18 protein-coding genes are annotated in these 16950 nt (G+C 71.8%); 16 read left to right on the forward strand and 2 right to left on the reverse strand.

Translation table 11 applies throughout. The features are described from left to right. Position 1: 1 nt before the first annotated feature. Positions 2-559, forward strand: coding sequence for an HIT domain-containing protein (locus tag ACFZDE_RS29840; protein WP_161364015.1), 558 nt, complete (start codon positions 2-4; stop codon positions 557-559). A gap of 130 nt (positions 560-689) precedes the next feature. Here ACFZDE_RS29840 and ACFZDE_RS29845 read toward each other — a convergent pair whose 3' ends face one another. After that, positions 690-2357 (reverse strand): hypothetical protein, encoded by a 1668-nt coding sequence (locus ACFZDE_RS29845; RefSeq protein ID WP_391004821.1) that lies wholly within the window; start codon positions 2355-2357, stop codon positions 690-692. A 239-nt stretch (positions 2358-2596) separates the two neighbouring features. After that, entirely contained in the window at positions 2597-4795 is a 2199-nt protein-coding gene (locus tag ACFZDE_RS29850) for an elongation factor G-like protein EF-G2 (protein WP_391204954.1), read from the reverse strand. A gap of 218 nt (positions 4796-5013) precedes the next feature. On the opposite strand from ACFZDE_RS29850, the gene pgsA reads away from it, so the two are divergent. The 15 genes from pgsA to yajC all read left to right on the forward strand — a co-directional run bounded on the left by pgsA (position 5014) and on the right by yajC (position 16906). Next, positions 5014-5781 carry a phosphatidylinositol phosphate synthase gene (pgsA, locus tag ACFZDE_RS29855; protein WP_391005041.1) on the forward strand — a complete coding sequence of 256 codons (768 nt, stop codon included), beginning with the start codon at positions 5014-5016 and terminating at the stop codon, positions 5779-5781. After that, positions 5778-6686: a phosphatidylinositol mannoside acyltransferase gene (locus ACFZDE_RS29860; RefSeq protein ID WP_391204957.1), complete on the forward strand. Its 909-nt coding sequence runs from the start codon at positions 5778-5780 to the stop codon at positions 6684-6686. Before pgsA ends, ACFZDE_RS29860 begins: the two co-directional genes overlap by 4 nt. Further along, a complete protein-coding gene (locus ACFZDE_RS29865) occupies positions 6683-7846 on the forward strand; it encodes a glycosyltransferase (protein WP_391204959.1) in 1164 nt (387 codons plus the stop codon). Before ACFZDE_RS29860 ends, ACFZDE_RS29865 begins: the two co-directional genes overlap by 4 nt. A 230-nt stretch (positions 7847-8076) precedes the next feature. Then, positions 8077-8217 (forward strand): lasso RiPP family leader peptide-containing protein, encoded by a 141-nt coding sequence (locus ACFZDE_RS29870; protein WP_391204962.1) that lies wholly within the window; start codon positions 8077-8079, stop codon positions 8215-8217. A 52-nt stretch (positions 8218-8269) separates the two neighbouring features. After that, positions 8270-10105 carry a lasso peptide isopeptide bond-forming cyclase gene (locus tag ACFZDE_RS29875; RefSeq protein WP_391204965.1) on the forward strand — a complete coding sequence of 612 codons (1836 nt, stop codon included), beginning with the start codon at positions 8270-8272 and terminating at the stop codon, positions 10103-10105. Between the two features lies 1 nt (position 10106). Beyond that, positions 10107-10340 (forward strand): lasso peptide biosynthesis PqqD family chaperone, encoded by a 234-nt coding sequence (locus tag ACFZDE_RS29880; protein WP_391204968.1) that lies wholly within the window; start codon positions 10107-10109, stop codon positions 10338-10340. After that, positions 10337-10768, forward strand: coding sequence for a lasso peptide biosynthesis B2 protein (locus tag ACFZDE_RS29885; RefSeq protein WP_391204971.1), 432 nt, complete (start codon positions 10337-10339; stop codon positions 10766-10768). The genes ACFZDE_RS29880 and ACFZDE_RS29885 overlap by 4 nt, the downstream gene beginning before the upstream one ends. 55 nt (positions 10769-10823) lie before the next feature. Beyond that, complete coding sequence (locus ACFZDE_RS29890; RefSeq protein WP_185009149.1) at positions 10824-11366, forward strand: hypothetical protein; 543 nt, start codon at positions 10824-10826, stop codon at positions 11364-11366. 162 nt (positions 11367-11528) lie between these two features. Continuing rightward, a complete protein-coding gene (gene pdxS, locus ACFZDE_RS29895) occupies positions 11529-12434 on the forward strand; it encodes a pyridoxal 5'-phosphate synthase lyase subunit PdxS (RefSeq protein ID WP_391204974.1) in 906 nt (301 codons plus the stop codon). A gap of 13 nt (positions 12435-12447) precedes the next feature. Beyond that, a complete protein-coding gene (gene pdxT / locus ACFZDE_RS29900) occupies positions 12448-13056 on the forward strand; it encodes a pyridoxal 5'-phosphate synthase glutaminase subunit PdxT (RefSeq protein WP_391204977.1) in 609 nt (202 codons plus the stop codon). Between the two features lie 48 nt (positions 13057-13104). Next, entirely contained in the window at positions 13105-13857 is a 753-nt protein-coding gene (locus tag ACFZDE_RS29905; RefSeq protein WP_033309637.1) for a YebC/PmpR family DNA-binding transcriptional regulator, read from the forward strand. A 135-nt stretch (positions 13858-13992) separates the two neighbouring features. Then, positions 13993-14532 (forward strand): crossover junction endodeoxyribonuclease RuvC, encoded by a 540-nt coding sequence (gene ruvC, locus ACFZDE_RS29910; RefSeq protein ID WP_391204981.1) that lies wholly within the window; start codon positions 13993-13995, stop codon positions 14530-14532. Further along, a complete protein-coding gene (gene ruvA / locus ACFZDE_RS29915; protein WP_391204984.1) occupies positions 14529-15134 on the forward strand; it encodes a Holliday junction branch migration protein RuvA in 606 nt (201 codons plus the stop codon). The genes ruvC and ruvA overlap by 4 nt, the downstream gene beginning before the upstream one ends. A gap of 24 nt (positions 15135-15158) precedes the next feature. Further along, positions 15159-16229, forward strand: coding sequence for a Holliday junction branch migration DNA helicase RuvB (gene ruvB, locus ACFZDE_RS29920; RefSeq protein ID WP_391004841.1), 1071 nt, complete (start codon positions 15159-15161; stop codon positions 16227-16229). A gap of 185 nt (positions 16230-16414) precedes the next feature. Then, positions 16415-16906 carry a preprotein translocase subunit YajC gene (yajC, locus tag ACFZDE_RS29925; protein ID WP_391004843.1) on the forward strand — a complete coding sequence of 164 codons (492 nt, stop codon included), beginning with the start codon at positions 16415-16417 and terminating at the stop codon, positions 16904-16906. Positions 16907-16950 lie beyond the last annotated feature (44 nt).

Genomic DNA, 16950 nt, shown 5'->3' on the forward strand with positions numbered 1-16950 from the left:
TATGCTGCACTGCATGACGAGTGAGCCGGAGCAGCAGCTGGGAGTAGGGACGCAGGACGCGTTCCAGCGTCTGTGGACGCCCCACCGGATGGCCTACATCCAGGGCGAGAACAAGCCGACCGGCCCGGGCGCCGGCGACGGCTGCCCCTTCTGCTCGATCCCGGCCAAGTCCGACGAGGACGGGCTCGTCGTCCGGCGCGGCGAACAGGTCTACGCGGTGCTGAACCTCTACCCGTACAACGGCGGGCATCTGATGACCGTGCCCTACCGGCACGTCGCCGACTACACCGACCTCACCGCGGGGGAGACCGCCGAGCTCGGCGAACTCACCAAGCAGGCCATGACGGCCCTGCGCACGGCCTCCGGCGCACACGGCTTCAACATCGGCATGAACCAGGGCACGGTCGCCGGTGCGGGCATCGCCGCCCATCTGCACCAGCACATCGTGCCGCGCTGGGGCGGGGACACGAACTTCATGCCGGTGGTGGGGCACACGCGGGTGCTGCCGCAGCTGCTGGCGGACACCCGGAAGATGCTGGCGGAGAGCTGGCCTTCGTAAAGCGGGGCATCCGGCGGCACAGGTGCCTGGTCGTGCTGCCGGGTGGGTGCGCGGCCCGGCGCTTGCGGGGTGCCGCGCACCCACCCGTGCCGCCCCAGCGGCACGACCGCCCGCGGCGGCGCCGACTCACCTACGCGTCGTACACGTCCGCCTTCTTCGGCGCGGCTTCCTGAACCGCCCCGCTGAGCGCAGCCGACCTGGACCCGAACTTCTCCACGTCCACCCCGTTCTCCCGCAGCACCTTCAGCGCCGCCGAGTGCACCACCCGCAGTACCGGCGTGGCCGCCCGCAGCGCGTCGTCGGCCATGAAGCGGTGCCGCCAGGGCTGGTCGGCCCACGCGTGCCGCAGACCGAACGGCTCGGGCAGCGTCAGACTGCCACCGAGCCACTTCAGCAGCGGCGGGTACCAGGTCAGCGGGGCGCGCGCGGCCAGCCGGACCACCTCGTCGGTGTCGATCAGCGGCAGCTTCACGGTCCGGGTCTCCCAGAACCGCAGCGCCTTCTGCACCGACTTCTCCTTGGCCGCCGGCTTCTCGTTGAACAGGGGGTTCACCGGCCCCAGCGCGTGTCCGGTGACCTCGATGCGCAGGGTGTCGTGCAGCACGGTCACCGTGATCAGCATCGTGATCACCAAGTGGCCGTCCCACAGGGTCCACTGCACGCCCAGGTAGTGCCGGTCGCCGCTGCCGAACTGCTGCTTGTTGCAGATGTCCTGCACGGCGTGCGTCCGGACCGTGTACGCGTCGACGTCCGTGCCGCTCGGCCGGGACACCTCCGTGGCCTTCTCACCGATCGGCGTGACGATCCAGTGCGTGATGGACGGCTTGGGGAAGCCGCCGGTATTGATCGAGGTGCGCTCCAGCATGCCGAGACCGCCCTGGATCGCCACGATGACGTCCCAGCTGCGGAACGGGTGGAACTCCTTGCCCGGCTCGGCCGAGACCAGCTCCTCGGCCAGCTGCCAGCTGCCCCACCGCGTGCCCATGCCGAGTATGCCCTTGGGGCCCGCGTAGAAGACCGAGTTGGACCGCTGCTCGGCGGCGAGACGGGCCAGCTCCTTGCGGACCTGCTCGGCCGCGTCGCCGGGGTTGCCGGGCACGGCCTCGGGGATCTTGGCGCCCACGCCACCGCCCGACAGCAGGCTCGACCAGCGCTCCCGCAGATCGCGGGCCGTCCGCTCGCAGATCTGCTTGGCCCAGAACCAGCCCACGACCGGCATGATCACCGCCGCGCGTCCGTACAGGGCCCAGAAGCCCGTGAACGGCATGCGGATCAGGAACAGCACGGCCAGCGCGCCCACCGCCACCAGCAGCGTCGTGGCCAGGGCGCCGGCCCGCTTGTCCTCGCGCTTGGCCATGGTGGTGCGCAGCGTGAACACCAGCAGCCACACGAGGAAGCCCGGCAGGAAGAGCACCCCGCAGATCACCGTGATCGCAGAGAGCCAGTTGTCCCGGTCGCGGCGGATGCGGTGGGCCGCCAGACAGTGCTCCACGACGACCTGGGGCTCGATGCCGAAGGACTGGATGACCGGAGCCCGCCCGGCACCCAGCATCCGGTCGATCACCGCACGGGAGAACGCCTCACCGAACCTGGGGCGGAAGATCTTCGCCCAGGAGCGCGGCGGAGTCACCTTCGACTGATGCCACTCGTTGTCGGCCTTCAGGATGTTGGTGACCTCGTCGTCCCGGTACGCCGCCGCGGCCAGCGCATAGGTCGCCGCCGTCTGGCCGCTCGCACCCGCCAGGGGCACCTGGGCTCCTGGGCTGAAGTCGAATCCGTCCGTCACTGCCGCCCCCATCGCTGCCGCATCCGCATCTGCGGCCTTCCCGACTTCCGCGTCGCGCACACCTGTTGATCAGGTCATCAGCGTATCCGTCCGCACCGTCGGACGGGGGCGGGCGGCCCGTCAAGCCACCCGCCCCCGCTGAAAGGAGCTCCCGCACGGGCACTTGGTGGCGCCCGGCGCCAACTACGAGGCTTTGCGCGCCTCTTCAACGCGCCAACTACGAGGCCTTGCGCTCCTCTTCAACGCGCCAACTACGAGGCCTTACGCTCCTCTTCACGCACCCGGTCCGCGACCTGCTGCGGCATCGGTTCGTGCCGCGCGTACCGGCGGCTGAACCCCGCCGTGCCGTGCGACATCGACCGCAGATCGATGGCGTACCGGCCGATCTCGATCTCCGGCACCTCGGCCCGGATCAGGGTGCGCCCGCCCGGTGTCTGCTCGGTGCCGAGCACCCGGCCGCGCCGCCCCGACAGATCGCTCATCACGGCGCCCACGAAGTCGTCGCCGACCAGCACCGACACCTCGGCCACCGGCTCCAGCAGATGGATCCTCGCGTCGGCCGCGGCCTCCCGCAGCGCGAGCGCCCCGGCCGTCTGGAACGCGGCGTCGGAGGAGTCCACCGAGTGCGCCTTGCCGTCCAGCAGGGTCACCCGTACGTCGATGAGCGGGTACCCGGCCGCGACCCCCTTGGCCGCCTGCGCGCGTACGCCCTTCTCCACCGACGGGATGAACTGCCGGGGCACCGCGCCGCCCACGACCTTGTCCACGAACTCGATGCCGGACCCGCCGGGCAGCGGCTCCACCTCGATCTCGCAGATCGCGAACTGCCCGTGCCCGCCGGACTGCTTGACGTGCCGGCCCCGGCCGGCCGACTTGGTCGCGAACGTCTCGCGCAGGGACACCCGGTGCGGGACGACGTCGACCTGGACGCCGTACCGGCTGCGCAGCCGCTCCAACGCCACGTCGGCGTGCGCCTCGCCCAGGCACCACAGGACCACCTGGTGGGTGTCCTGGTTCTGCTCCAGCCGCATCGTCGGGTCCTCGGCCACCAGCCGGGCCAGGCCCTGGGACAGCTTGTCCTCGTCCGGTTTGCTGTGCGCCTGGATGGCCAGCGGCAGCAGCGGGTCGGGCATCCGCCACGGCTCCATGAGCAGCGGGTCTTCCTTGGCGGACAGGGTGTCGCCGGTCTCGGCGCGGCTGAGCTTCGCCACGCAGGCCAGGTCGCCCGCGATGACGTGCGACACCGGGCGCTGCTGCTTGCCGAAGGGGGTGGACAGGGCGCCGATCCGCTCGTCGACGTCGTGGTCCTCGTGGCCGCGGTCGGCCAGCCCGTGGCCGGAGACATGGACCGTCTGGTCGGCGCGCAGGGTGCCGGAGAACAGGCGGATCAGCGACAGCCGGCCCACATAGGGGTCCGAGGAGGTCTTCACGACCTCCGCGACCAGCGGGGCGTCCGGGTCGCAGGGCTTGAGCTCGCGGGGCGTGCCGTCGATGGTGGTGACCCGCACCGTCTCGTGCTCCAGCGGCGTCGGGAAGCCCCGCGTGATCAGCTCCAGCAGCTCCACGGTGCCGAGCCCCTGCCGGGCGCCCTCACCCGCGGGGGCGGCGGCCAGGACGGGGAAGAAGACCCCGCGCGCGACGGCCCGCTCCAGGTCCTCGATGAGCGTCTTGACGTCGACGGGCTCCCCGCCGAGGTAGCGGTCCATGAGGGTCTCGTCCTCGCTCTCCGAGATGATCCCCTCGATGAGCCGGTTGCGGGCCTCCTCGATCAGCGGCAGCTGGTCCTCGCCCGGCTCGGACTCCTTGCGCTCGCCGGTCGAGTAGTCGAACAGCTTCTGCGACAGCAGCCCGATCAGCCCGGTCACGGGCGCGTGCCCGTCGGGCGCCTGGGGGCCGTGCAGCGGCAGGTAGAGCGGCAGGACCGCGTCGGGGTCGTCCGCGCCGAAGGCCTCGGCGCAGGTGCGGGTCATCTCCTCGAAGTCCGCGCGCGCCGACTCCAGGTGCGTGACCACGATGGCCCGGGGCATCCCCACGGCCGCGCACTCCTCCCACACCGTGCGGGTCGAGCCGTCCACCCCGTCCGAGGCCGAGACGACGAAGAGGGCCGCGTCCGCCGCCCGCAGACCGGCCCTGAGCTCACCGACGAAGTCGGCGTATCCGGGGGTGTCGAGGACATTGACCTTGATGCCGTCCCACTCGACGGGCACCAGGGAGAGCTGTACCGAGCGCTGCTGCCGGTGCTCGATGTCGTCGTAGTCGGAGACGGTGCCGCCGTCCTCCACGCGGCCCGCCCGGTTCACCGCCCCCGCCGTGAGCGCGAGGGCTTCGACCAGCGTGGTCTTTCCCGATCCGGAGTGGCCGACCAGCACCACATTCCGTACGGACTGAGGGTGGTCGGCCGCTTGTGCCCTGCCGGCGGCCCCAGGGTGTGTCTGTGCCTTGTCGCCCATGATCCTGCCTCCCGTGCACGGTGAGGTCACTGTGGGCGCGGACACGCGGAATCCGCGTGCGGTGCGGCTCCGGCGACGCCCGCGGTCTTTCGACCTTCCCACTCCCGTCACGGTGCGTCCATACGAACGACGCGATCTGGCCGCCCACCAGCGGCCCGCGGGTTCCCCCGAAAGGGGTCCGGGTGCCCGCACCTCGCCCACGCGCGCGCGTGACTACGATGGGCCCGCCGGTGGCCAGCAGGGGCCAGACGGCGACACCGACCCTCGGGAAGGCCATGCTGAACAAGTACGCGCGTGCATTCTTCACGCGTGTCCTCACACCGTTCGCCGCGTTTCTCATCCGCCGGGGCGTCAGCCCCGACACGGTCACCCTCATCGGCACCGCCGGTGTGGTAGCGGGCGCGCTGGTCTTCTACCCCAGGGGCGAGTTCTTCTGGGGCACGGTCGTGATCACGCTCTTCGTGTTCTCCGACCTGGTCGACGGCAACATGGCCCGTCAGCTCGGCCGCTCCAGCCGCTGGGGCGCCTTCCTGGACTCCACGCTGGACCGGGTCGCCGACGGCGCGATCTTCGGCGGCTTCATCCTCTGGTACGCCGGTGGCGGCGACGACCTCGTCCTGTGCGCGGTGTCGATCTTCTGCCTGGCCAGCGGCCAGGTGGTGTCGTACACCAAGGCCCGGGGCGAGTCGATCGGCCTGCCGGTCGCGGTCAACGGGCTCGTCGAGCGTGCCGAGCGCCTGGTGATCTCGCTGGTGGCGGCCGGGCTCGCGGGCCTGCACACGTTCGGTGTGCCCGGCATCCAGTACCTGCTGCCGGTCGCGCTGTGGATCGTCGCCGTGGGCAGCCTCGTCACGCTGATCCAGCGGGTCGTCACGGTCCGCAGGGAGTCCGCCGAGGCGGAGGCGGCCGCACAGGGCGAGCAGGCCGGACAGAACGACGCGGACGAGCAGCAGAACGCCTCCCACGGGAGCGAGGCCGCCACGTGAGCGCCCAGGACCGTCTGACGGACGCGCTGTACGGCCTCGGCTGGGGCATGGTCAAGAAGCTCCCCGAGCCGGCCGCCGTACGTCTCGGCCGGACCATCGCCGACCTGGCCTGGAAGCAGCGCGGCAAGGGCGTGCAACGCCTGGAGAGCAACTACGCGCGCGTGCTGCCCGACGCGCGCCCCGAGCGCCTGGCCGAGCTGTCGCGCGCGGGCATGCGCTCCTACCTGCGCTACTGGATGGAGTCCTTCCGGCTCCCGGCCTGGAGCGAGGAGCGGATCAAGGGCGGCTTCGACCCCAAGGACCTGCACCATCTCACCGAGGGCCTGGCCGCCGGCAAGGGCGTGATCATCGCGCTGCCGCACCTCGCCAACTGGGACCTCGCCGGCGCCTGGGTCACCACCAAGCTCGGCATCCCCTTCACCACGGTCGCCGAGCGCCTGAAGCCCGAGACGCTCTACGACCGGTTCGTCGCCTACCGCGAGGGCCTCGGCATGGAGGTCCTGCCGCACAGCGGCGGCACCGCTTTCGGCACCCTGGCCCGCCGGCTGCGCGAGGGCGGCCTGGTCTGCCTGGTCGCCGACCGCGACCTGTCCGCCTCGGGCGTCGAGGTGGACTTCTTCGGCGACACGGCACGGATGCCGGCCGGACCGGCCCTGCTCGCCCAGCAGACCGGCGCCCTGCTGCTGCCCGTCACCCTCTGGTACGACGAGTCGCCCGTCATGCGCGGCCGCGTCCACCCGCCCGTCGAGGTGCCCGGGTCGGGCACCCGCGCCGAGAAGACGTCCGTCATGACACAGGCGCTGGCCGACGCCTTCGCCACCGGGATCGCCGAGCACCCGGAGGACTGGCACATGCTCCAGCGCCTGTGGCTCGCGGACCTCGACCCCGGGAAGGGGCGCCCGTGAGGATCGGCATCGTCTGCCCGTACTCCTGGGACGTACCGGGTGGCGTCCAGTTCCACATCCGTGACCTCGCCGAGTACTTCCTCCGCCTCGGCCACGAGGTGTCCGTCCTGGCCCCCGCCGACGACGACACCCCGCTGCCGCCGTACGTCGTCTCGGCCGGGCGCGCGGTGCCGGTGCCCTACAACGGGTCGGTGGCCCGGCTGAACTTCGGCTTCCTCAGCGCCGCCCGGGTGCGCCGCTGGCTGCACGACGGCGCGTTCGACGTGATCCACATCCACGAGCCGACCTCCCCGTCGCTGGGCCTGCTGACCTGCTGGGCCGCCCAGGGGCCGATCGTGGCGACGTTCCACACGTCCAACCCGCGCTCCCGGGCGATGATCGCCGCCTACTCGATCCTCCAGGCCGCCCTGGAGAAGATCAGCGCCCGGATCGCGGTCAGCGAGTACGCCCGCCGCACGCTGGTGGAGCACCTCGGCGGCGACGCGGTCGTGATCCCCAACGGCGTCGACGTCGACTTCTTCGCCGACGCCGAGCCCAAGGCCGAGTGGCAGGGCGACACGATCGGCTTCATAGGGCGTATCGACGAGCCCCGCAAGGGACTCCCGGTGCTGATGAAGGCCCTGCCGAAGATCCTCGCCGCCCGTCCGGGGACCCGGCTGCTGGTCGCCGGGCGCGGTGACGAGGAGGAGGCCGTCCAGTCCCTGCCCGCCGAGCTGCGCTCGCGCGTCGAGTTCCTCGGCATGGTCAGCGACGAGGACAAGGCCCGCTTCCTGCGCAGCGTCGACCTGTACGTCGCGCCCAACACCGGCGGCGAGAGCTTCGGCATCATCCTGGTCGAGGCCATGTCCGCCGGGGCCCCCGTCCTCGCCTCCGACCTGGACGCCTTCGCCCAGGTCCTGGACCGGGGAGCGGCCGGTGAACTGTTCCCCAACGAGGACGCCGACGCCCTGGCCGACGCGGCGGTACGGCTCCTGGCGGACCCGGAACGGCTGGCGGAGCTGCGCGAGCGGGGCAGTACCCACGTACGGCGCTTCGACTGGTCGACCGTCGGCGCCGACATCCTGTCCGTGTACGAGACGGTCACGGCCGGAGCGGCGGCGGTGGCCGAGGACGAGCGGACGACCGGACTGTGGGGGCGGCTGGGGTTCGCCCGGGACTGACGGGCGGGGGCACCCGGTCTTTTCAGGCCATGTCAGAAGGGTGGCCGGGCGCCCGTGTGCCTTGGTGCCGAATGATCGATCGCGCAGATCACCCGTGATCTTTCCGTGTCGCTCGGGTGTGCGAAGTGACCCCTGGGACTTGAGTGAAAACAGATGGATCATGAATCGATATCGAATGTACGGTGCAATGGGTAGCTGACCGGCTGCCCCTTGTCACGGGAGGAGATGTCATGGACGAGCAGACCGAGCTCACGACCACCGAGCCGTACGCGCCGCCGACGCTGATCGAGGTCGGAGAGTTCAACGAGGACACCCTGGGCTTCATCGGCTGGGGCAACGACATCTTCGGTCACTACTCGGGCGGCTTCTGACAGTCGTCTCGCCGGCTGCGGCCGGCGCGAGCACGCTCGGAGAGATGAGCAGATGAGCAGCACCGGGTTCGTGGTCCTGCCGGACACGGCGGCGGCCGCCGCCGTGCGCACGGCCGTGCCGTGGGCGTCGCCGCAGGAGCACGCGCATGCCTCGGGCCGGCCCTGGCTGGTGGGCCGTTGGTCCGCCGGTGAGATCACGGTGGTCAGCGCGGGCCCGGTGCGGGTGGCGGTGGTCGGGATCTGCCCCGTCCCCGCCGCCCGGCTCTCCCAACTGGCCGCCCGCATCCGGACGGTGTCCGACGCGGACGCCCTCGCCAGCTCCCTGCCCGGCTCCTGCCACCTGGTCGTCTCGGCCCACGGGGAGGTTCGCTTCCAGGGCGGCGCGACCGGCCTGCGCCGGGTCTTCCGCACCCGGGCACACGGGGTCGAGGTGGCGGCCGACCGGGCCGACGTCCTCGCCGCGACGACCGGTGCCGGGATCGACGAACAGGCCCTGGCCCTGCGCGTGGCCACCGGTGGCTTCCTGCCGCCCCCGCTGGGCGACCGGCCCCTGTGGGAAGGCATATCCGCCCTCGCCCCGGACCACTGCCTGGTGTGGGAACACGAACGGATCCGCGAGACACGCTGGTGGCGGCCACCCACCCCCGACCTGACCCTGACGGCGGGCGCCGAGGCGGTGCGGCACGCCCTCACCTCGGCCTTCGAGGACCGGGCGCCCGAGCAGGGCCGGCTGAGCACGGACCTGTCCGGCGGCATGGACTCCACCTCGCTGTGCTTCCTCGCCGCCCGGAACACGCCCGGCCTGCTGACGTTCCGCTGGGGCGAGGCCGAGGCGGGCAACGACGACGCCGCCTTCGCCACCCACGCCATCGGCGCCCTCGACCGCGCCGAGCACCTCGTGGTCCCGCCCGGCGAACTGCCCTCCCTGTTCACCGACTGCCACGAGCCGGTGGACACCGAAGGGCCCTACCCGTTCGCCCGCACCCTCGCCCGTACCCGGCACACGGCCCGCCTGCTGGCCGGCACCGGATCGCGCAGGCACCTCGCCGGACACGGCGGTGACGAACTGTTCACCCCGTTCCCTGGCTACCTCCACCGACTGCTCCGCCGCCGACCGCTGACCGCCCTGCGGCACGTCCGCGGATACGCCGCGCTGAGCCGCTGGCCCGCGCTGCCGACCCTGGCCGCGCTGACCCGCCCCGGTACCGAAGCCGACTGGTGGCGCGACCAGGCCGACCGGCTCACCGACCCACCCCCGCCCAAACGCCGGCCCGCACTCGGATGGGGCCTGTGGACGCTGCACGCACCGTCCTGGGCCACCGGCGCCGCGATCGAGGCCACCCGGGAGGCCCTGCGGGACACCGCGACCCGGGTACGGCCGCTCTCCGACGACCTGGCACAGCACCAGACGCTCCTCGCCGTACGCACCGCCGCCCCCTGGTACCGGCAACTGGCCCGGGTGTTCGCCGCCGACGGCGTCCAGCTCGACTCGCCGTTCTTCGACGACCGCGTGGTGGAAGCCGTCCTGGCCGTCCGGGCCCACGAACACGCGGGCCCCTGGCGCTACAAGCCGCTGCTGGCCGACGCGATGCGCGGCATCGTCCCGCAGCCCGTGCTGGGCCGCTCCACCAAGGGCGAGTTCAGCGACGAGGCCAACAGCGGGCTGCGCCGCAACCTGCCCGCGATCCTGGAACTGCTCGACGACTCGGCCCTGGCCGCCCGGGGCCTGATCGACCCCGCGGCCCTCCGCGCCCGGCTGCTCGCACCCCAGCCGGACAACTCCACGAGGATCGCCCTGGAACCCCTGATCGGCTGCGAGACCTGGCTGCGCGCCGCCACCCGCCCCACCCCTGCCTGGAGGTTCGACGCCCGTGCGCCTGCACCCTGACGTGAGCACCACCGACACCGACGACGGCACGGTCCTGCTCAACGAACGCACCGGCCGCTACTGGCAGTTGAACAACACCGGCGCCCATGTGCTGCGCGCACTGCTCGACGGGCAGCAGCCCGCCGCCATCGCCGGAGGCCTCGCGAGCCGGTACGGGATCGACGCCGAGCAGGCCGAACGCGACGTGAGCGCCGTGATCGAGCGACTGCGAGGCTCGGAACTGGTGATCGCGTGAGCATGCCCGTCGCGCTGGCCGAGCGGCGCCGGCTGCCCGTGCACCGCCGGGCCCTGCCCCTGCTGGCCGTGGGCGCCGCCCGGCTGCTGGCCAAGGTCAGACCCGCCCGGCTGCGCACCGTCCTGGAGTTCGCCCGCCGGGGCGCCGTACCCGCGACGGCCGCCCAGGCGCTCCGGGCCCGCGAGGAGGTCGTGTCCGTCAGCCTGCGCTGCGCCGGGCAGGGCTGCCTTCAGCGCTCCATCGCCACCGCCCTGCTCTGCCGGGCACGCGGATCCTGGCCCACCTGGTGCACCGGCGTGCGCACCCACCCCTTCGCCGCCCACGCCTGGGTCGAGGCGGAGGGGCGACTCGTCGGCGAGGGACACCCCAAGGACCACTTCAAGACGCTCATGTCCATCCCGCCGCTGCCGAACGACTCAGGTCGCTGACCACGGGCGGGCGGGGTGAACGGCGAGGCCGCCCGTGCCGCTAGCCTTGCCGCCCGTGACCACCACTCTCATCTGGATCGCCGTCGCCCTGGTCGCGATCGGGCTCTACCTGAGCTGGACCGCCGGCCGGCTCGACCGTCTGCACGCCCGCATCGACGCCGCCCGCGCGGCCCTGGACGCCCAGCTGCTGCGGCGCGCCTCGGTGGCGCAGGAACTGGCCACGTCGGGGGTACTCGACCCGGCCGCCTCGATCGTGCTCTACGAGGCCGCGCACGCCGCCCGGCAGGCCGAGGAGGAGCAGCGGGAAGTGGCCGAGAGCGAACTGAGCCAGGCCCTGCGTGCCGTCTTCGGGGAGGCCCCGCAGGTGGAGGCGGTGCGTGAGGCACCCGGGGGAGAGGAGGCGGCCCGGGAACTCACCGAGGCGGTCCGCAGGGTGCCGATGGCCCGGCGCTTCCACAACGACGCCGTACGGGCCGCCCGGGCCCTGCGCCGGCACCGCAAGGTGCGCTGGTTCCGCCTGGCCGGTCACGCGCCCTTCCCGATGGCCTTCGAAATGGACGACGAACCCCCCGCGGCCCTGGTGGACCGGGCCGCCTGAGACCTCGCTCACCTGTCGTTCCCAGGCCGCCCGTCACCTGCCGTTCCCCGGCCGTCCGTCGCAAAAGGATCCACGGCGTTCCCATTGGCCCTTGCTGTGGCCCGGTTCTCTCACGTTTCCTCAGTGCTGCAGAAACCCTCTTTCCCATCAGCGAGGTCACCCGTGTCCATCTCCGAAAACCAGGCTCCCGAGACCGGCACCGCCCGAGTGAAGCGCGGCATGGCCGAGCAGCTCAAGGGCGGCGTGATCATGGACGTCGTCACGCCGGAGCAGGCCAAGATCGCCGAGGACGCGGGCGCCGTCGCGGTCATGGCCCTGGAGCGGGTCCCGGCCGACATCCGCAAGGACGGCGGCGTGGCCCGCATGTCCGACCCGGACATGATCGAGGGCATCATCGACGCCGTCTCGATCCCGGTCATGGCCAAGTCCCGCATCGGCCACTTCGTCGAGGCCCAGGTCCTTCAGTCGCTCGGCGTCGACTACATCGACGAGTCCGAGGTCCTCACCCCGGCCGACGAGGTCAATCACAGCGACAAGTTCGCCTTCACCACCCCCTTCGTCTGTGGCGCCACCAACCTGGGTGAGGCCCTGCGCCGCATCGCCGAGGGCGCCGCGATGATCCGCTCCAAGGGCGAGGCCGGCACCGGCAACGTCGTCGAGGCCGTCCGCCACCTGCGCCAGATCAAGAACGAGATCGCCCGCCTGCGCGGCTACGACAACAACGAGCTGTACGCCGCCGCCAAGGAGCTGCGCGCCCCGTACGAGCTGGTCAAGGAAGTCTCCGAGCTCGGCAAGCTCCCCGTCGTGCTGTTCTCCGCCGGCGGCGTGGCCACCCCGGCCGACGCGGCCCTGATGCGCCAGCTCGGCGCCGAGGGCGTCTTCGTCGGCTCCGGCATCTTCAAGTCCGGCGACCCGGCCAAGCGCGCCGCCGCCATCGTGAAGGCCACCACCTTCTACGACGACCCGAAGATCATCGCCGACGCGTCCCGCAACCTCGGCGAGGCCATGGTCGGCATCAACTGCGACGCCCTCCCCGAGACCGAGCGCTACGCCAACCGCGGCTGGTAAGGCACAGGAATCCATGAGCGACACCCCCGTCATAGGCGTCCTGGCCCTTCAGGGCGACGTACGGGAGCACCTCGTCGCCCTGGCCGCGGCCGACGCCGTGGCCAGGCCGGTGCGGCGCCCCGACGAACTCGCCGAGGTCGACGGCCTCGTCATCCCCGGCGGCGAGTCCACCACCATCTCCAAGCTGGCCGTCCTCTTCGGTCTGATGGAGCCCCTGCGCGCACGCGTGCGGGACGGCATGCCCGTCTACGGCACCTGCGCCGGCATGATCATGCTCGCCGACAAGATCCTCGACCCGCGCTCGGGCCAGGAGACCCTCGGCGGCATCGACATGATCGTGCGCCGCAACGCCTTCGGTCGGCAGAACGAGTCCTTCGAGGCGGCCGTCGCCGTCCGGGGCATCGAGGGCGACCCGGTGGAGGGCGTCTTCATCCGCGCCCCCTGGGTGGAGTCCGTCGGAGCCCGGGCCGAGGTGCTCGCCGAGCACGACGGCCACATCGTCGCGGTCCGCCAGGGCACCGCGCTGGCCACGTCGTTCCACCCGGAACTGACCGGCGACCACCGCGTCCACGCCCTGTTCGTCGACATGGTGCGGGAGAAGCGGACAGCCGGATCCTTGTAGGATTCCTGCGTTCGTTGCTGAGATGGGTTACGCGAAGGAGACAGGCAGATGTCCGGCCACTCTAAATGGGCTACGACGAAGCACAAGAAGGCCGTGATCGACGCCAAGCGCGGCAAGCTCTTCGCGAAGCTGATCAAGAACATCGAGGTGGCTGCCCGGATGGGCGGCGTCGACATCGAGGGCAACCCGACCCTCTACGACGCCATCCAGAAGGCGAAGAAGCAGTCGGTCCCGAACAAGAACATCGACTCCGCGGTCAAGCGCGGCGGCGGCCTCGAAGCCGGCGGCGCCGACTACGAGACGATCATGTACGAGGGCTACGGCCCCAACGGTGTCGCGGTGCTCATCGAGTGCCTCACCGACAACCGCAACCGCGCCGCCTCCGAGGTCCGCGTCGCCATGACCCGCAACGGCGGCTCCATGGCCGACCCGGGCTCGGTGTCGTACCTGTTCAACCGCAAGGGCGTCGTGATCGTCCCCAAGGGCGAGCTCACCGAGGACGACGTGCTGGCCGCGGTACTCGACGCGGGCGCCGAGGAGGTCAACGACCTCGGCGAGAGCTTCGAGGTCCTCAGCGAGGCCACCGACCTGGTCGCGGTCCGCACCGCCCTCCAGGACGCCGGCATCGACTACGACTCCGCCGACGCCAACTTCGTCCCGACCATGCAGGTCGAGCTGGACGAGGAGGGCGCCAAGAAGATCTTCAAGCTGATCGACGCGCTGGAGGACAGCGACGACGTGCAGAACGTCTTCGCCAACTTCGACGTCAGCGACGAGGTCATGGAGAAGGTCGACGCGTAACCGCGGACCGCGCATTCCGCATTCCGGACTCCACCGGTTCAACGGGCCGACGGGACACACCCCGTCGGCCCGTCGCGTTGTCGGTGGCACCCGATAGCCTGCACAAACAGGTGAGCGAAGAGGAGGGGGCGGCGCGTGCGCGTACTGGGGGTGGACCCGGGACTGACCCGGTGCGGTGTCGGCGTCGTGGAGGGCGTCGCCGGACGGCCGCTCACGATGATCGGCGTCGGCGTCGTCCGCACGCCGGCGGACGCCGACCTCGGCCACCGCCTCGTCGCCGTCGAGCAGGGCATCGAGCAGTGGCTCGACGAGCACCGGCCCGAGTGCGTCGCCGTCGAGCGCGTCTTCAGCCAGCACAACGTCCGCACCGTGATGGGCACGGCCCAGGCCAGCGCCGTCGCCATGCTCTGCGCCGCCCGCCGCGGCATCCCCGTCGCGCTGCACACCCCGAGCGAGGTCAAGGCCGCCGTCACCGGCAGCGGCCGCGCCGACAAGGCGCAGGTGGGCGCCATGGTCACCCGCCTGCTCCGGCTCAGCGCCCCGCCCAAGCCCGCCGACGCGGCCGACGCCCTCGCCCTCGCCATCTGCCACATCTGGCGCGCCCCCGCGCAGAACCGACTCCAGCAGGCCGTCGCCCTGCACACCGCCCAAGCACCGAAAGGCCGGACGGCATGATCGCCTTCGTCAGCGGCACCGTGGCCGCACTCGCTCCGGACGCCGCCGTCGTCGAGGTCGGCGGGGTCGGCATGGCCGTCCAGTGCACGCCGAACACACTGTCCACGCTCCGCATGGGCCAGCCGGCCAAGCTGCACACCTCCCTGGTCGTCCGCGAGGACTCCCTCACCCTGTACGGCTTCGCCGACGACGACGAGCGGCAGGTCTTCGAACTGCTCCAGACGGCCAGCGGCGTCGGCCCCCGGCTGGCCCAGGCCATGCTCGCCGTGCACAGCCCCGACGCCCTGCGCCGAGCCGTCGCGACCGCAGACGAGAAGGCCCTCACCGCCGTCCCCGGCATCGGCAAGAAGGGCGCGCAGAAACTGCTCCTGGAGCTGAAGGACCGGCTCGGCGCCCCGGTCGGCGCACCCGCCGTCGGCGCCCCGGTCAGCAGCGGCTGGCGCGACCAGCTGCACGCGGCCCTGATCGGCCTCGGGTACGCCACCCGGGAGGCCGACGAGGCCGTCACCGCCGTCACCCCGCAGGCCGAGGCCGCCGGCGGCACGCCCCAGGTGGGCCAGTTGCTGAAGGCAGCCCTCCAGACCCTGAACCGCGCCCGCTGACCCCCACCACCCGAGGCACATCACATGAACTGGGACGACACCACCGACGCCGACGCCGCAGAGCGGCTGGTGGACTCGGTCGCCGACCGTGAGGACCAGGCCGTCGAGGCCGCCCTGCGCCCCAAGGACCTGGACGAGTTCATCGGCCAGGAGAAGGTCCGCGAGCAGCTCGACCTCGTGCTGCGCGCCGCACGCGCGCGTGGCGCCACCGCCGACCACGTGCTGCTCTCCGGCGCCCCCGGCCTCGGCAAGACCACCCTGTCGATGATCATCGCGGCCGAGATGGGCGCCCCCATCCGCATCACCTCCGGCCCCGCCATCCAGCACGCCGGCGACCTCGCCGCGATCCTCTCCTCCCTCCAGGAGGGCGAGGTCCTCTTCCTCGACGAGATCCACCGCATGTCCCGGCCCGCCGAGGAGATGCTGTACATGGCGATGGAGGACTTCCGTGTCGACGTCATCGTCGGCAAGGGCCCGGGCGCCACGGCCATCCCGCTGGAGCTGCCCCCCTTCACCCTGGTCGGCGCCACCACCCGGGCCGGACTGCTGCCGCCCCCGCTGCGCGACCGCTTCGGCTTCACCGCGCACATGGAGTTCTACGAACCGGCCGAACTGGAGCGGGTCATCCACCGCTCGGCCGGCCTCCTCGACGTCGAGATCCAGCCGGAGGGCGCCGCCGAGATCGCCGGACGCTCCCGCGGCACGCCCCGTATCGCCAACCGCCTGCTGCGCCGTGTCCGCGACTACGCGCAGGTCAAGGCCGACGGACTGATCACCAGGGACATCGCCGCCGCGGCCCTCGCCGTGTACGAGGTGGACGCGCGCGGCCTCGACCGCCTCGACCGGGGCGTGCTGGAAGCCCTGCTCAAGCTGTTCGGCGGCGGACCGGTCGGCCTGTCCACGCTCGCTGTCGCGGTGGGGGAGGAGCGTGAGACCGTGGAGGAGGTCGCCGAGCCCTTCCTCGTCAGGGAGGGCCTGCTGGCCCGGACTCCCCGCGGCCGGGTCGCCACCCCCGCCGCATGGGCACATCTCGGCCTCACCCCGCCGGCCTCCCGGAACGCCGGAAACGGACAAGGGGACCTGTTCGGGGCGTGACGCCTCCGTCACGCCCGCGGGGCGGCGAGGTCAGTGGCCGCAAGGGGAACCCCGGTGCCATGCTGAGCGTTGTTCCATGCGCGCGGACTCGCTTAGACTCCGCCGATGCCGCCTTTGTCGGCGGCGTACATACCCCCAACCAGCTGGCCGCTCACAGCGCGGTCGTGTGAAGGAAGTACCGACCCGTGAGTCTCCTGACCCTCCTCCCCTTCATCGTGCTCATCGGGGCCATGTTCCTGATGACCCGATCGGCCAAGAAGAAGCAGCAGCAGGCCGCCGACATGCGGAACCAGATGCAGCCCGGCAGCGGTGTCCGCACCATCGGGGGCATGTACGCCACGGTCAAGGAAGTGAACGAGGACACCGTCCTCGTCGACGCCGGCCCCGGCGTCGACCTCCTCTTCGCCAAGAACGCCATCGGCGCCGTCCTCACCGACGACGAGTACAACCGCATCGTCCACGGCATCGAGCACGACCTGAAGTCCGACGCCGACATCGTCCCGGACGACGCCTCCTCGCTCACCGCGACCGACGAGTCCGCCGCCGACGCCCCCGGTGACGACAAGGCTGTCGACCTCGGCAAGAAGGACGCGGCCGACGAGCCGGCCGACGACGCCGCCGAAGCGAAGACGGACGCAGAGCCGAAGAAGACCGACGGCGACTCCGAGGCGAAGTAGTCGTGTCCCGGGGTGCGCGGGCCCGTCCCGCGCACCCCGGGACA

This window comes from Streptomyces sp. NPDC007929 (assembly GCF_042959065.1).
Lineage (GTDB): Bacteria > Actinomycetota > Actinomycetes > Streptomycetales > Streptomycetaceae > Streptomyces.

What these genes read in the sequence shown, in the direction of transcription:
- pgsA (WP_391005041.1), top strand. Translation starts at nt 5,014, where the DNA reads ATGGGCCCGCCGGTGGCCAGCAGGGGCCAGACGGCGACACCGACCCTC.
- pdxT (WP_391204977.1), top strand. Translation starts at nt 12,448, where the DNA reads ATGAGCGACACCCCCGTCATAGGCGTCCTGGCCCTTCAGGGCGACGTA.
- ACFZDE_RS29840 (WP_161364015.1), top strand. Translation starts at nt 2, where the DNA reads ATGCTGCACTGCATGACGAGTGAGCCGGAGCAGCAGCTGGGAGTAGGG.
- ruvB (WP_391004841.1), top strand. Translation starts at nt 15,159, where the DNA reads ATGAACTGGGACGACACCACCGACGCCGACGCCGCAGAGCGGCTGGTG.
- ruvA (WP_391204984.1), top strand. Translation starts at nt 14,529, where the DNA reads ATGATCGCCTTCGTCAGCGGCACCGTGGCCGCACTCGCTCCGGACGCC.
- ACFZDE_RS29850 (WP_391204954.1), bottom strand. Translation starts at nt 4,795, where the DNA reads ATGGGCGACAAGGCACAGACACACCCTGGGGCCGCCGGCAGGGCACAA.
- ACFZDE_RS29870 (WP_391204962.1), top strand. Translation starts at nt 8,077, where the DNA reads ATGGACGAGCAGACCGAGCTCACGACCACCGAGCCGTACGCGCCGCCG.
- ACFZDE_RS29845 (WP_391004821.1), bottom strand. Translation starts at nt 2,357, where the DNA reads ATGGGGGCGGCAGTGACGGACGGATTCGACTTCAGCCCAGGAGCCCAG.
- ACFZDE_RS29875 (WP_391204965.1), top strand. Translation starts at nt 8,270, where the DNA reads ATGAGCAGCACCGGGTTCGTGGTCCTGCCGGACACGGCGGCGGCCGCC.
- ACFZDE_RS29905 (WP_033309637.1), top strand. Translation starts at nt 13,105, where the DNA reads ATGTCCGGCCACTCTAAATGGGCTACGACGAAGCACAAGAAGGCCGTG.